A 16,071-nucleotide genomic window follows, 5' to 3' on the forward strand; every position below is an offset into this window, starting at 1 on the left:
CCTATATTTCTATGAATAGATTTGCTTAATAGTTAAATGAGAGATTAAAACCAGTGATGAGGTCTTTCTGGATATGTTGTGGTGCAACCAGTCCCCGACCCACGAAAAGCTCACCATTGATATGTTTGAATTGAGTTCTTAAACCCACCACACTGCCTAATAAATAACGATCGGAGTAATATTGAGTGCCTTCTCCTGTCACCAGCCCTTGATCCAGCCCTGCGTAGAGTGAGAAATTAGAAATGGGATTGAGCCAATGCACGGTCTGTTGTAAATAATGCCCATTACTGCCCACGATGCTTTGCTCAGGCCGATAGCCGCGAATGCTGTAGCGTCCACCAATATTGAAAGTTTCCTGACTGACCACTTTCTGCGGACTCCACTGTCCTTGCCAGTTCAGCTGATACATAAAGTTATTGTTAGCGGTCTGCCATGGCACTGCATATTGAAAAGCAGCATTCCAAATTCCAGCGCGAGAATCACCCTCACCCGTAATATCTTCAGCAGTTTGGCTGCCCCCCAAGATGCCTGTACCCTTGCGGTAGCTGAATTGAGCATTGATGGTTTGCTGCCCGAGCCGTAACTGGTATTTGCTGCCAAGCTCCCAACCTGCTGTGCGTTTACGCTGCACTTCAATTTCGACATCTTCAATAAAACTAGATGCCGATTTTCGGTACAGTTGCGCATAGCCTGAAAGGCGGTAGGATTTACTGCGGCTAAGTTCGCGCTGTGCTTGTAGGTTAAAATCTTTGTTAATGGTTTTATAATCGAACCACTGATCAAAGCCTTCCAACTCTTGGGTATTGGTATATTGACTGGCATTGATATTAAACAGCCAGTTTTGATACGGGACTTCATAGGAAATAAAGACGTTATTAAAATCAGTATGGTCTGCGTTCCAGTCATTGAGTGACTGGGTATAGTAAACAAATAGGCTATCCGCAAAATTAAGCGGGTTTTCTAGAGCATAGCTGGCATAGCCTTGGTATTTTCCAGAGCTTTTACTGCCTGCATCATTCAATCCAGCAGTGATAAAGTTTTGTTCCCGAATCTCCCATACAATCTCGACATCGCTATAACCTGCATTTTCAGCACTTTTTTGGCTGGGTAAGATATCGAAACTGGTCTGCATCCCTTGTAAACGGGCAAAGGTTTCTAGAATTTGTTCCAGTTGACGAATATTGAGGATATCGCCTGCGTGCATAGGCAAACGGTAATTCAAAGTTTGGTTTTTACTATTTTTAAGTCGGATTTCCCCAATCAATCCAGGGATTAAAGTTAAACGTAAATGTCCTGTCGCAAGATCCTGTTCAGGTACAATCACTTGAGTAGACACATAACCCAATTGAACCAGTCGCTCATTGATGTAATTCACGAGGCCCGAAAGCCCTTTTTCACCAATACAGCGGCCTAAAACCTTATTGTCTGAATACTTGAGCTCTTTAAAGATGCGATTAAAGTCTGCGGTTTTTATACTGGGATGTGTGCTTGGAACATCAACCTCTAAAGATGTAATGCCAAAACAAATCGGTTCTTTTTGTAACCAAGGATAGCTTGAATCAACCTTTGTTTGCTGTAACTGAATAAATGGCGCAACAGATTGAGTGAGTTGGTCAATCTGTTGTTTCTGAGAAAGATAATCTCGGGTCTGTTGTTGACTCACCTGATCTTCGGCATAGCTAAAGCCTGAATATATGATCAGCGGAATCATGAAATATTTTCTATACATTTCCTACATTTTTCATACACAATACAGACAAGACTGTATTGTACGAAATTCAACTTAGTTTTCAATAGAAATAACAAATGATTTAAGTTTTTTTTATTAATAGATAACCAAGTCACTATATTTATTAGTGAAATAATTAACCTTGCCTATGATTTTCAATACGAGAAGATAAGTATTCTAATAAAACTGATCAAAATTTAATGTTGAAATATCCACATCTAAATAGGGATATAAAATTACAGCTGCATTCTCCTATCTAAACTAGTCGATCTCCTTGCGATCCATTACAATCACTTCTTTTTTGTTCAGCGCAGCGTATTTTGAGTAATTCCTCTCCCCAATTAAAACGTGGACTAAAAAACCGCCATATCCAATTGATTGCGATGGGTGGTGCTGTGGGTACAGGTCTGTTTTTAGGCTCAGCTCAGGCAATCCAGTCCGCAGGTCCTTCGATTATCTTAGGCTATGCCATTGTCGGTTTGATCGCATTTCTAATCATGCGACAAATGGGTGAAATGATTGTAGAAGAACCTGTAGCGGGTTCTTTTAGTTATTTCTCACAAAAATATTGGGGAAATTTTGCTGGATTCTTATCAGGTTGGAATTACTGGGTGGTTTATATTTTAGTGGCAATGACTGAGCTGACAGCGATTGCCAAATATATCCATTATTGGTGGCCACATATCCCTGCGTGGATCTCGACTTTGTTCTTCTTCATTGTCGTCACCTGCTTAAATCTGGGCAATGTGAAATTTTATGGCGAATCCGAATTCTGGTTGGCCATTATCAAGGTTGTTGCCGTCATTTCAATGATCTTGTTTGGTTTGTACCTATTACTGACTGCGGGAGCTGATTCGACTGCAAGCTTTACTAATTTATGGCAACACGGCGGATTTTTTCCGCATGGCTTCTCAGGCTTGTTTTACATGTTGGCCTTTTTAATGTTTGCCTTTGGCGGCATTGAATTGATCGGTATGACTGCAGCTGAAGCAGAAAATCCAGAAAAAAGTATTCCTCAAGCCATTAATCAGGTGATTTTCCGAATCTTGATTTTTTATGTAGCGTCGCTGGCGATCATTATGTCATTGATTCCTTGGAATCAACTTGATCTGGGTGGTTTGGATAAAAGCCCTTTCGTGATGATTTTCAGTCAACTGGGCATTGATTGGGCCGCACATTTACTCAATTTTATTATTCTGACCGCAGCACTCTCGGTTTATAACAGCGGCATGTATGCCAATAGTCGTATGCTGTTCGGGCTTGCAGTACAAGGTAATGCCCCTAAGATTTTTGCCAAAGTCAGCAAGCAAGGCGTACCAATGCCAGCGGTGATCTTTTCTTCTATCTTGATTTTTGGCTGTGTCTTACTGAACTATTTTGTGCCAGAACAAGCGCTAAGCCACCTGATGTATATGGCTGTCGCTGCCTTGGTTCTAAACTGGGCGATTATTAGCTTTACCCATTTAAAATTTAAACAGGCTATTCGATTAGAAGGCAAGACTGTAAAATTTCCAGCCTTGTTCTCGCCACTTAGCAACTATCTGGTTCTCGCCTTTATTGTCATGATTCTGTACATCATGTGGACCCAAGGCTTTAAAGAGTCTGTGATTCTAATTCCGGTCTGGATCATGTTTATGTTCGGATTATTTAAAGTCTTGAAATGGAATAAATCACTTTAAAACATGGCCACTCATTCGCATCTACAGGGTTCAACACGAATACGTTGTAGATGCGTTATCTGCCGATCTAAAGCATAAGTTTCGACATCTTAGGCCTGATTTGTTATCAGCTGACTCAATTTGCTACTATAGTGCTGTCCCCTTTATCACTCAATCCAATGTCCGAACCTCAATTCTCTCTTAGCGATTATCTCACAGCGGTACAGGAAGTCATTCGCCTGTCTTTTGATGAGCCTGTCTGGGTCAAAGCCGAGATTCGGAATTTAAATATTAAAGGTGGGCATTACTATCTTGAACTGGCAGAAAAAGAACAAGATACCGATAAAGTCATCGCAAGCTGTAAAGCCACGATTTGGAAATTCACTGCGGCTAAAATGGTGCTCAAGTTTGAGCGCGAAAGTGGTATTGAACTATCAAAAGATTTAAATGTGCTAATTAAAATCAAGGCTCGTTTTGATCCTCAATATGGCTTTTCGGTCAATATTGAAGATATCGACTCAAGCTTTACCTTGGGCGATATTGCAAAGCGTTATCAACAGATTCTTGCGCGATTAAGCAGTGAAGGATTGGTTCATCTTAATAAGGAACTACCCGCCCCATTTGATATTGAAAATGTTCTGGTGATTGCTCCGGAAAATGCAGCAGGTTTAGGTGACTTCAAGAAAGATGCCGATGCATTACATCAAGCCGGTGTCTGTCAATTTGTTTATCACACCGCGACTTTTCAAGGTAATACCGCCGCACACAGTATTATGGAGTCTTTAGGCTCAGGGCTACGCCAGTGGGCAAAAGATTATACCCTACCGCCAGATCTGATCGTGATCATTCGTGGTGGTGGTGCAGTCAACGATTTAGCTTATTTAAATGACTATGATCTGGCTGCCCTGCTGTGTAAACGTAAAGTCCCGATCTGGGTGGGTATTGGACATGAAAAAGACCGAACCATTTTAGATGAGATTGCACATCGTTCCTTTGATACACCCAGTAAAGTCATTGCAGGAATTCGGAATCTGATTGCAGAACGCTCACAAGATGTCGTCAATCATCTACAAACCATCAAACTACTGTCTCAACATCAGATTACCGCCTATCAAAGCCAAAATGATCGATTGATGAGTGTCATCAAATCACAGGCTGAGAATCAAATCAGCGCCAGTAATTTACACCTTCAAGTTGCTAAATCAACCCTACAATATTTTGCGAAACAGCAACTTAAAACAGCCTCGACCCAAATCGAAGCCTTGATGCGGGAAACATTACTGCAAAATCCCAAACATGTTTTAGCCAAAGGCTATGCCATTGTGCGTAGTGAAAACAAAGCAATTCGCTCTGTGCAACAAGTCGGCTCAAGCATCGCGGTTGAAATGCATGATGGTTACATCCATGCCAATGTAAGTCATATCAAAGAGGTCATTGATCATGAGTAAAAAAGAATTAAGCTTTAAAGACGGTTATAGCCTGCTCAAAAAAAATGCGGCGCTGCTCGAAGCTCAGGAAGAGCCTGATATTGATAACTTAATGAAGATTGTTGAGGAGTCAATGAATGCATACAAAGCCTGTAAATCACGTGTAGATGCAGTGCAACAAGCATTGAATGAAACCTTTAAAGAGAGTTAATTTTTAGTATAAAGAAGTCAGTTTGATCATCAATTGTATAAAACCATGACAAGGCCGAAAAACGATGCAGCGCTGGCTCGGCCTCTTTATTTTAAATCGTGAACAATTTTATAAACAAAGAAGTGTTGTAGCAATCTTACTGACAACACCTTCATAAGCGCTTGATTTACGACACAGACTTTAAAGGTCTGCCATCGGTTCAAACAGCAAAATTACTGAGTCTTACGCTCTTTATTCACAAGATATTCAACCACTTGAACTACTTTATTATCCCCGCCTTGGACGATATATTTACCATTGACCACAACAGCTGGAACGCCCGTAAGTTGATATTTTTGCGCCAATTGGTTTGATTCTGCAATTTTTGCTGTAATCGGGAAAGAATCATAGCTGCTATTAAATTTAGCCTCAGAAATGCCATATTGAGTAAAAAACTTAGCAAAAGCCTCTTTTTGTAAAACCTTTTCCTTACCTGAAAAATTGGTATGGAATAACGGTAGATGGGTACGTTTACGTACACCTAAAGCCTCACTCACATAATATGCACGCGCACCTTGTTCCCACATCGGGTTCATTGCTGCTGGCGTACGCAGAAAGTAAACATCCTTCGGAATGGTCTTTAACCAAGATTGCATATGTGGTTCTAATTTAAAGCAATAAGAACATCCATACCAAAAAAACTCTCGCACTTCGATTGTATTAGCAGGCGCTGATGTTTTTACTGGATTTTGAACCACGGTATAATCTTTACCGGCAATAAAATCTGCGGCCATGCTCTGTGTTGAACATACTGCAACAATTGCAGCCGCGCTGGTTAAAATAAAATGTTTCATTAAATTTATAGCTCTTACAGTCACTTCTAAACGAGGTAATATCTGCATTAAAATAAATATTTTAATCAGACATCAACCTCGATTTAATGATTACTCATTTAAAAAATCCCAAACATTTCGAAAAATGAATGGGATAACGATATAAATATTTCACTGGAGGAATGTATATCGTGAAGCTGTCATTTTTACCACACACTTACGATTAAAATAAATATCACATCACAAAAATAAACAAATTCGTCTACTTAATTAACCTTACTCGATATGGATGAACAAGTCGCTAGCATATCCGTTTCAGCATCAATAACTTTCGTTTTTATATCCAATAAACTTAACATTGTTGGAAATAAATTATCCTGACTCAATACTTCATTTTTTTGATTCGACAAACATTTTATCTGCTCAGGATTAGACTGTTTCCAAAGTGCAGAAAACCACATGATCATCGGAATATGTGTTTGCTGTTGAGGTGCAATCATATAAGGGGCTCCGTGTAAATACATACCACTTTCACCTGTAGATTCCCCATGATCAGACAAATACCATAAGCCTGTTTCATATTGTGTATTCTGTTTTAAAGTTTCAACTAGTTGGCTCAAGATATAATCGGTATATAACAAAGTATTGTCATAGGTATTTTGCAAAGCTTCACGACTACACCCCTGAATGGCATTGGTATCACATGTAGGCCTAAAAACTTTAAATTGGGGCGGGACGCGCTTGTAATACGCTGGACCATGACTGCCTAATTGATGCAATACAAGCAAACGAGGTTGTGTATCCCCTTGAGGAATCGATTTTAGATAGGATTGCAAACTATCAATTAAAATCTCATCAAAACATTCTCCCCCCTTGCACCATTTTTTCTGAATCGGTTCTGCAATCTTATACATCTCAACCCGGTCACAAACGCCCTTACAACCAGAATTATTTTCAATCCAAGTGACCTGATAACCAGCACGTTGCGCGATATCAAGCAAGCCCTCTCTACGAATGGCTAAGCGCTCATCATAGGATTTACGTGGCATCCCCGAAAACATACAGGGAACAGAAACAGCCGTTGCTGTACCACACGAACTCACTTTAGAAAAATTCAAGATGTCCTGTTGAGCCATTTCAGGATTGGTGAGTTTGCTGTACCCATTTAAAGAGAAATTTTCAGCTCTGGCTGTTTCACCCACTACAAGCACCATCAGTTTGGGTAATGCATTTTCACGTTGTAAAAGCTTGGCATCTTCACCATAACTGATGAAGGGTTGATTCTTTTTTGGTGCCTTCTTTTTGTAATATGAAACAAAAGAGCTAATCATATTTTGTGGCGAAATCATTCCTTTTAAACTGCGATTTTCACGGAAAATAGCTGCAAAATCGACATAGAAAATAAACAGCATAACGATGACAATAGATAAAGAAACAACAGCAGTTATAATTTTTTGAGTAAATTGAAACATAAAGGGTTTAGCTTCATGTCTAATTTTAACCCTAGCAAAAACAAAAATAGGCAGAATGATCAGTCCCAAGACCCAAGCCAAAAGATACCAAGACCAAAGATCTCGTGCTTCTGTAAAGTTGGTTTGCATCATATTCTGGATTTGATCAGAAGTAATCCATACACCAAGTGAAGTTACGGTATAGGATGCAAATCCGCCAATTAAGATCAGAAAAATCGCAATGGGTTTTGCAGTCCAACGCCAGTTAAAAATCTGAAATATAAAATTATATGTAAAGATCACGACCAATATAGAAGCAATCAAAAATAGAAAACTTTGGATACCTGAATAAGGGGTTAGATCTTGAATTTTCACAAAGAATGAAAAGTTCAAAAATAGACCCAGCCAGATTGCCAATATAAAATTAAACCATAATAATGAAATATCTCTTCCAAATATATTTTTAAGCCAAAGCATTTTAAAATCCCGAAAACCAGACACCCCAGCTTTTTTAGAAATAAATAAAAATTAAAAACAAAACCCGAAAAAGTAAACAACTTTACTTTAAAAAGTATATCTCAAATTTAATCTATTTTTTTAATATGACAAAAATGTAATTTACGTGTCATCCTAAATTAAATTCACCATTAAGTTTAAGAGTAAAGAAAATATTTTATATTACTATCAATTTAACCATAATTATTTAATGTACTACGAGCTGTATAAACAAAGTCAAAACAGAAAAAACTGGCATAAAAAAACCACATCTGAGGATATGGCAAAAGGTGTAACAATGCTTGTTCGGCTTTACTAGGGTTTTAGAATAGAACGGTTTGCTTAAATGAAGCTGAAATGAAAGCATCATGCTTGAACATTCTCATATTGAATATCATACTGTTCCCTCAGGTCTGTGTTAACGCTCATGATGATCGGAAAGTACAAGCAACAAAAAGCCCTTGTTATCACAAAGGCTTTTTGAGCTTGGTTAAAGCAATCACAGCTAAATTAAGATGCTTAGCACACATTCTTAAATTTCGATCTGGCTACCCAGTTCTACTACACGGTTGGTCGGGATTTGATAAAAATCACTGACTGGACTGGTATTACGTTGCATTGAAATAAATAAATGCTCCCGCCAAGGTGCCATGCCATCCCCGACACTATGCATGATACGTTCACGTGAGATAAAGAAGCTAATCTGCATCAAATCGTATTCAAACTCTAGCTGCTCATAGGCTTGAGCCAATGCACGTGGTACATTCGGCTCGTCTTTAAATCCATAGAAAATTTTAATCCGATAGAAATGATTATCTAAAGTTTCAACATGAATACGCTCTTCTTGCGGGACATAAGGGACATCTTCAATTACCACAGTCGCCAGAATATTCCGTTCATGTAACACTTTATTGTGCTTAATATTATGCAACATGGCATGTGGAACCACATTCGGCGTACCTGTCAGGAATACCGCATCTCCTGGCACACGATGTACATTATCGCCAATACTTCTTATGAATAAGTCGAGTGACAATGTGTCATGTTCAAGCTTTGCAAAAGTGAGCTCTCGACCTCGCTTCCAAGTCATTAGAATGATCATTGCTACAGCACCAATTAATAATGGCACCCAACCACCTGAGAATATTTTTAAAGATGCTGCGGCAACCAAAACTGACTCTAGAATGAAAAATGGAATAATAAGTAAAAATACCTTTGGTAGACTCCATTTCCAAGCATAATAAATAAAGACTGCAACCAAAATCGTATCGCAGAGCATGGTTAATGTAACCGCTAGACCATAGGCACTGGCAAGGTTTGAACTGGTCTGGAAGATTAAAATTAGAATTAAAATTGCAATCAGTAATAGCCAGTTTAGAAAAGGCACATAAATCTGCCCTTCTTCTGAATCAGAAGTATGTTTAATCCCTAATCTTGGTAAATAACCCAATTGAATTGCTTGGCGTGCCAAGGAAAACACCCCAGAAATAACCGCTTGTGAGGCAATCACTGCCGCCATAGTCGCCAAGATAATCATCGGGTATAACGCCCAACTTGGCACCAATAAATAGAATGGGTTTTCAATCGCTGCGGGATGTCGCAGTAATAGTGCACCTTGGCCTGCATAGTTTAAAACCAAGCAAGGCAACACGACACTGAACCAGCCAAAACGAATCGGACGGGGGCCAAAGTGCCCCATATCGGCATATAACGCTTCTCCTCCAGTGACGGTTAACACCACGGCCCCCATAATAAAGAAAGACTGAACTGGATGAGTGAAAATGAACTGTATTGCCCAGTGTGGACTCACCATCCCCAGTACAACTGGTGTCTGTATCACACTGGCAATACCTAAAATGCCAAGTGACAAAAACCAGACTAAGGTGATTGGTCCAAAAAACTTACCGACAAAGGCTGTGCCATGTTTCTGCATCAAAAACAGCGTGGTCACAATCACAATCGCAATGGGCACAATGAAAGGATCAAGCACATTGGTGGCAATGGATAAACCTTCAACTGCAGAAAGAACGGAGATGGCTGGGGTAATAATCCCATCTCCAAAGAATAAAGATGCTCCGATAAAACCAATCGCAATCAGATAGATTTTTTTTGTTTCTGATAATTTCGCTTTACGTAGGTTCAAGGCCAATAAAGCCATGATCCCACCTTCACCATTATTGTCTGCACGCATGACAATCGCGATGTATTTAATACTGATGATCAGCATTAAGCACCAGAAGATAATCGACAAAATACCTAATACATTTTCAGGTTGAATCCCCAAACCATGAGCCGCATGGAAGGATTCCTTTAATGCATAGAGAGGACTTGTTCCGATATCTCCAAAGACCACCCCGAGCGCTGCCAACGCTGTGGCAGGTAATGCTGCTTTTTTTGTAGTATTTTGCATAATGAGCTTTCTTTAACTGTTATAGGGCACGACTTTGGTCATTTATTTTCTTTAAGCATATGCTCTATTTCTCGTGAAGAATACCCTCTCTCTTTAAGAATCTGAACAATAATCTGCTGTATTTCTTTCGATGCACCGATATATTTTTCGACCAGCACATCTACGCGATACTCCATCAGTATCTCTTTTTTATTAAGAAGCAAGTTATGAACATGATTGTCTTGATCAGATGTATTAAAGAAACCCATTAACCTATCCATAAGAATGATTGCAAAGTGTATTTTAATAAACTTAAAAAAATGGCCGCGTAAAATTTGCGTAAATTTTTAGGTGACGTCATCTAAGCACAACATGTCCAAGCTCTCCTAAAACCACATTCGAAGATCTAACTTTAAGAAATAAATTTAAGTTTGGGTTACTTTGGCCAGATAGTACTGAAGCCAGCATTCTAGGTGCTTGCTTTTTAATAGTTGAACTTGTTCGATATCACACAGAGTAAAGGGGGATGGCCTTGGTTCATATTCCCAATTTAAATGGCATTAGCACAGATAAGAAAAAAGCCCTTGCAATAACAAGGGCTTTTTGAATTTGGCGGAAGCGGTGTTAGTCAAATTAAACAACCAAACCACTGATAAACATACAAAAAATAATTTAATTTTAGTTTTTTACTGTTATTTTTACTACAATAAAATTTCAACCAATCATTTGTTTATATTTCATTCACCTGACACTATTCTTGCTTAGTAAGCTAATGATTGTAAATTACAAATCATCTTAAACTACCCATTCTAAGACAGTTCATGTAATTTTACCTCAATTAAGAGTTCATTCGAGAATATATTCAATTAGAAGATTTTATATTCCCCGCCCCACGTAGTGGTGAAATGCTTTCCGACATGCCATTGACTACACTAATCAAGCGTATGCATGAACAAGAACTAAAAAATGGCTTAGGCTATATTGATCCAAAACAGAATCGTATAATTACCACACATGGCTTTCGGTCTACTTTTCGTGACTGGTCTGCGGAAAAAACTAATTATGCGCGTGAAGTCTGTGAACATGTATTAGCGCACAAACTACCAGATAAAGTTGAAGCTTCTTACTTGCGTGGAGATTATCTAGATAAACGTAAAGAATTAATGGCAGATTGGGCAGAGCACTGCTCTACGCTTACAGAGTGATGTAACACATAAACCTTGTATTTCGCCTAACCAAATAATAATCTTACCCTTTATATTTATCATAGAGCCAACATGTCAATACAAACTATAAGCAGTACCATAACAAGGTTAAATAAGGAGTTAGCAGATATTACTCATCGAATGAGCTTAGAGCAGAAAAAGGGAGCTGATATAATTTCTAAAATTTTACAAATTCAAAATTCTATCGGGAAGACAACTAGCCCCTCTACATTAAAAACAAAGTTATCAGAAATTAGTAGGAAAGAACAAGAAAACGCTCGTATACAATCAAAACTTTCAGACTTACAAAAGAAAAAGATTGATATTGATAATAAGCTGCTGAAAGAAAAGCAGAACCTTATAAAAGAAGAAATACTGGAAAGAAAAAAATTAGAGGTCCTGACTAAAAAACAGCAGAAAGACGAAATTGAACATCAAAAGAAGCTGAAACGTGAAATTGATGCTATTAAAGCTTCTACCCAATATATTACTGATGTTTCAATATCATCTTACAACAATACAATACCTGAGACGGAACCAGAATATGATTTGTTTATTTCACACGCTTCAGAAGATAAAGAAGATTTTGTCAGACCGCTTGCAGAGACATTACAGCAACTTGGAGTAAACGTTTGGTACGATGAATTCACGTTAAAAGTTGGGGACAGTTTACGTCAAAAAATTGATAGTGGTCTCCGAAACTCTAAATACGGTACCGTTGTTCTTTCAACTGACTTTATTAAGAAAGACTGGACCAACTATGAACTTGATGGCTTAGTAGCTCGAGAAATGAATGGCCATAAAATGATTTTACCGATTTGGCACAAAATTACTAAAAATGACGTTTTAGATTATAGTCCGAATTTAGCCGATAAAGTCGCCTTAAATACTTCTGTAAATAGTATTGAGGAAATTGCCCATCAATTAGCTGATGTTATCTTAAATCGATAAGCGCCTTCTAAAAATTAAAATTTTGACTGAGATTTACAAATAACCTAATTCTCAGTCAACTTTTGAACACCCTACAATTTAGACACTTTACAATCAATAATTTAATTATAACTAAAACAATTTTTTTTGTGATGAGTAATACTGAATTCACAAATATTGATGTATATTGAAACAATAAAACCAAATAATTTATATAAAATCAAAAACTTAAAAAATTCTTCTTTAGCCATTTCCGCCCTTTAATATTTCTTTTGATATAAGAAATCGATTCTTCATATTTGTATCCAAGCCAAATTAATGTTATATATTTAACAAATAAGTTGAGTATACAACATGAAAATATCTTTACTCATATCCTCTTTGCCTACACAGAACACATCTACACGTATGAGAGTATGGCGTTCTCTTAAAGCAAGTGGAGCCGCAATCCTTAGAGATGGTGTGTATTTACTTCCCATTTCTCATAGCGAGAAATTTGATCCTATTGCAAGTGACGTTATTTCAGAGCAAGGCTCTGCGTATGTATTCCATGCGGAGCAGCCTTTAAACCTTGAATTAGCTCCTTTCTTCAGTCGAAAAGAAGAATACGATGTCCTCTATAAACAACTCTCTGAGTTAAGAGATCGTCAATCTAAAGATGAAAAGAAAGAGCTGCTCAAGCAAATCCGTAAATTAAGAAAAAGTATCGATGCACTCGTAGAAATTGACTATTACCCCGATGAGACTCAAGCACAGGTACTAAATGAACTTTCTGCTTTAGAGCTTTCAATAGCTCGACTTGGTGAAGTGAATGAGCCTCAAGCAATACAAGCACATATTCAACTTCTAGATAAAAATAGTTATCAAAACAAAATATGGGCAACTCGTAAGAGACCTTGGATTGATCGTCTAGCCTCTGCATGGCTAATCAAGACTTTTATTGATTCAACTCCTACATTTATTTGGTTAGAAACACCAAGTGAATGTCCAGAAGAAGCTTTAGGATTCGATTTTGATGGTGCAGCTTTCAGTCATATCAATCACTGGGTTACCTTCGAAGTTCTTTTACATAGTTTTAATTTAGAAACACCTGCTTTGAAAAAAATTGCAGAGATTGTCCACTATCTTGATATTGGCGGGATTGAGCCACCCGAAGCTTCAGGCATAGAAACCGTCTTTGCAGGAATACATGAAAACATTACAGATGATGACCAATTATTAGTCGCATCAAATGCAATCTTTAATGGCCTATTGTCTAGCTTTAATAAAAATAGCTCTGTACTGAATGATTAAACGCATCAAATACTTTTTAAATTTCAAAAATTTAGGTGAAATAGCAATGAATACAAATGAAGATTCCACTGCTTTAGCTGAAAGCATTCCCCCACATGAACTTCATGGTGTTTCATTTCGTGAAGCTTTTTGGGTATGGCTTAAAGTAGCTGCGCTTAGCTTTGGTGGACCTGCGGGGCAAATCGCAGTAATGCATAAAATTTTAGTTGAAGAGAAACAATGGATTAGTGAAACGCGTTTTTTACATGCCTTAAATTACTGTACACTTGTTCCTGGTCCTGAAGCACATAAGTTGGCTGTATACATAGGTTGGTTATTACACCGAACACGTGGCGGACTCGTTGCGGGTACTCTCTTTATTTTACCGGGTCTACTTGCATTAGGAATACTAAGCTGGATTTATGCAAGTTATGGTCAGATTAGTATTGTTCAAGCATTATTCTTTGGATTAAAAGCAGCCGTACTTGCAGTAGTTCTTGAAGCTGTCATGCGTGTAGGTCGTCGAGCCTTAAAAAACAAGGTGATGGTCATTGTCGCTATCTTGTCATTTATCGGCATCTTTATCTTTGCTTTGCCTTTTCCATTTATTATTTTAGTTGCTGCGCTTATCGGTTACATCGGAAATAAAAGTGGAAGTAAAGCATTTAACGCCTCCTCATCTCATTCTGACGCTAATAGCTCTAATGCTTCATTAGCAGCTATTGATGCTGCTTTTGCTAAGCAGATCCCAGAGCATGTACAACCTTCCCATACAAGAGCTCTAAAAATTACTCTCATTGGTTTGGTCTTATGGCTCGGCCCACTTATAGCTTTTATTACTTTAATGGGCAAAGATAATGTTTATACGCATATCGCTCTATTCTTCAGCAAAATGTCCGTACTTACGTTTGGTGGTGCTTATGCAATTTTATCTTATGTTGCACAGCAAGCCGTCGAAAACTTCCATTGGCTTAAACCTAGTGAAATGCTGATCGGACTTGGTATGGCTGAAACCACCCCTGGCCCCCTGATTAGTGTAGTTCAGTTTGTAGGCTTTATGGCAGCGTATCGAGACCCAGGATCATTGAATCCTGCCTTGGCTGGTACTCTTGGAGGTATATTAGCGAAATGGGTAACATTTGTACCCTCTTTTCTATTCATTTTTATTGGTGCTCCATATATTGAAGCATTAAGAAATAATAAGGCTTTAAATGCCATACTTTCGACAATTACAGCAGCTGTTGTTGGAGTGATCCTTAATCTATCAGTGTGGTTTGCATTACATACATTATTTGCTGAAGTTAATGTAATTCATAAATATGGAATGGTTTTACAAGTTCCAGTTTTATCCAGCATTAACCCATGGTCACTAATGTTATCAATCATAGCTATGCTTGCTTTATTCCGTTTCAAACTTGGAATGATGACTACTTTAGCTGGTTGCTGCGCTATAGGAATTATTCTTCACTTTTTCGGGATAAGCGGCTAATCACTTATAACTATATAAAAATGTTTTAGTTGGACTTATTTGTCCAACTAAAACCATTCAATAATTCAAATAAAATGTATTTCAACACTTGCATGCACAATTTCTTCATGGATAGAGAGTGCCTGTTTCACTACATCTGGTGTTAAATCTACACCTGTACTCTCTAAAGCCAAGATGCAAGAAAACTTGCCTCTACCAACTTTCCAAACATGTAAATCAGTAATATTAACTTGAGGAAATTCCTCTATAACCTCTTTGATTTCATCAACCACAGGGTGAGACATTTCTGCATCGAGTAGTGTCTTTCCTGTCTCATTTAATAATCCCCATGACCATTTAGCGACAAGAATAGCTCCAACTACACCTAATAGTGCATCTAAGAAACTCCAACCAAAATATTTCCCCGCAAACAATGCAACAATTGCCAATACAGAAGTAACCGCATCAGCTACTACATGCAGAAACGCCGCCTTTTGATTTAAGTCATGATGATCGTGGTGGTGGTCGTGTTCATGGTGATGATCATGCTCGTGGTGATGGTGGTGGCCTCCGTCATGTAATAACCATGCACAAACCAAGTTTACCAATAAACCAACAATTGCAATTGGTATTGCCTCATTGTAATGAATATTCACGGGATTCATTAATCGATCGATAGATTGAATACCCATTAAAAGTGCTACAACCATAAGTAAAATAGCACTACTGTACCCTGCTAGAATCTCAATTTTCCAAGTACCAAAACTAAATCGCTGATCATGAGCATAATGTCGGGCCATTCGATATGCGAAATAAGCTAAGCCGAGAGCAACCATATGTGAACTCATATGCCAGCCATCTGCGAGTAAGGCCATCGAATTAAAAATCCATCCCCCCAATATCTCTAGTACCATCATGATTGCTGTAAGAATTGTCGCAATCGGCTTTGTTGCACAAATAGACGAAAGATAGAGTTGTTCTAATCTTCAGATATTTATGCAACAGCCACCGTTTTAGCTGTACC

12 protein-coding genes and 1 pseudogene are annotated in these 16,071 nt (G+C 38.2%); 7 read left to right on the forward strand and 6 right to left on the reverse strand.

Going from position 1 to position 16,071, the window contains the following annotated elements:
* Positions 1–25: 25 nt before the first annotated feature.
* On the reverse strand, positions 26–1,729 hold the full coding sequence (locus MN869_RS08295) for a ShlB/FhaC/HecB family hemolysin secretion/activation protein (protein ID WP_026057537.1): 1,704 nt from the start codon (positions 1,727–1,729) through the stop codon (positions 26–28).
* Positions 1,730–2,049: 320 nt separating this feature from the next.
* Between MN869_RS08295 and MN869_RS08300 the strand changes: the two genes are divergently transcribed.
* The 3 genes from MN869_RS08300 (at position 2,050) to xseB (ending at position 5,025) form a co-directional block, all read left to right on the forward strand.
* Positions 2,050–3,408 (forward strand): amino acid permease, encoded by a 1,359-nt coding sequence (locus tag MN869_RS08300; protein WP_081400820.1) that lies wholly within the window; start codon positions 2,050–2,052, stop codon positions 3,406–3,408.
* Between the two features lie 158 nt (positions 3,409–3,566).
* Entirely contained in the window at positions 3,567–4,835 is a 1,269-nt protein-coding gene (xseA, locus tag MN869_RS08305) for an exodeoxyribonuclease VII large subunit (RefSeq protein WP_005202674.1), read from the forward strand.
* Complete coding sequence (xseB, locus tag MN869_RS08310) at positions 4,828–5,025, forward strand: exodeoxyribonuclease VII small subunit (protein ID WP_004652856.1); 198 nt, start codon at positions 4,828–4,830, stop codon at positions 5,023–5,025. The genes xseA and xseB overlap by 8 nt, the downstream gene beginning before the upstream one ends.
* A 212-nt stretch (positions 5,026–5,237) precedes the next feature.
* Here the strand turns inward: xseB and MN869_RS08315 are convergent, their stop codons facing one another.
* The 4 genes from MN869_RS08315 to MN869_RS08330 all read right to left on the reverse strand — a co-directional run bounded on the left by MN869_RS08315 (position 5,238) and on the right by MN869_RS08330 (position 10,441).
* The gene (locus MN869_RS08315; RefSeq protein WP_017402236.1) at positions 5,238–5,858 is read right to left on the reverse strand and encodes a thiol:disulfide interchange protein DsbA/DsbL; all 621 of its coding nucleotides are present in this window, start codon (positions 5,856–5,858) and stop codon (positions 5,238–5,240) included.
* 245 nt (positions 5,859–6,103) lie between these two features.
* Positions 6,104–7,765, reverse strand: a complete 1,662-nt coding sequence (locus MN869_RS08320; RefSeq protein WP_005202662.1) for a phosphoethanolamine--lipid A transferase — start codon at positions 7,763–7,765, stop codon at positions 6,104–6,106.
* Between the two features lie 550 nt (positions 7,766–8,315).
* The gene (locus MN869_RS08325; RefSeq protein WP_005202661.1) at positions 8,316–10,193 is read right to left on the reverse strand and encodes a potassium transporter Kup; all 1,878 of its coding nucleotides are present in this window, start codon (positions 10,191–10,193) and stop codon (positions 8,316–8,318) included.
* Positions 10,194–10,231: 38 nt separating this feature from the next.
* Positions 10,232–10,441: a hypothetical protein gene (locus tag MN869_RS08330; RefSeq protein WP_005202660.1), complete on the reverse strand. Its 210-nt coding sequence runs from the start codon at positions 10,439–10,441 to the stop codon at positions 10,232–10,234.
* Between the two features lie 648 nt (positions 10,442–11,089).
* Here MN869_RS08330 and MN869_RS08335 point away from each other — a divergent pair.
* From MN869_RS08335 to chrA, 4 genes are all read left to right on the forward strand, one after another.
* On the forward strand, positions 11,090–11,377 hold the full coding sequence (locus MN869_RS08335) for a hypothetical protein (protein WP_001131666.1): 288 nt from the start codon (positions 11,090–11,092) through the stop codon (positions 11,375–11,377).
* Between the two features lie 72 nt (positions 11,378–11,449).
* Complete coding sequence (locus MN869_RS08340; protein ID WP_000027438.1) at positions 11,450–12,328, forward strand: TIR domain-containing protein; 879 nt, start codon at positions 11,450–11,452, stop codon at positions 12,326–12,328.
* A gap of 333 nt (positions 12,329–12,661) precedes the next feature.
* Positions 12,662–13,600 carry a chromate resistance protein ChrB domain-containing protein gene (locus MN869_RS08345; protein WP_002065076.1) on the forward strand — a complete coding sequence of 313 codons (939 nt, stop codon included), beginning with the start codon at positions 12,662–12,664 and terminating at the stop codon, positions 13,598–13,600.
* Between the two features lie 46 nt (positions 13,601–13,646).
* On the forward strand, positions 13,647–15,068 hold the full coding sequence (gene chrA, locus MN869_RS08350; protein ID WP_002040866.1) for a chromate efflux transporter: 1,422 nt from the start codon (positions 13,647–13,649) through the stop codon (positions 15,066–15,068).
* A 65-nt stretch (positions 15,069–15,133) separates the two neighbouring features.
* Here the strand turns inward: chrA and dmeF are convergent.
* Positions 15,134–15,988, reverse strand: a pseudogene (gene dmeF / locus MN869_RS08355) (CDF family Co(II)/Ni(II) efflux transporter DmeF); the annotation flags it as partial.
* Positions 15,989–16,071 lie beyond the last annotated feature (83 nt).

The organism is Acinetobacter sp. NIPH1876 (assembly GCF_022808535.1).
GTDB lineage: Bacteria > Pseudomonadota > Gammaproteobacteria > Pseudomonadales > Moraxellaceae > Acinetobacter > Acinetobacter higginsii.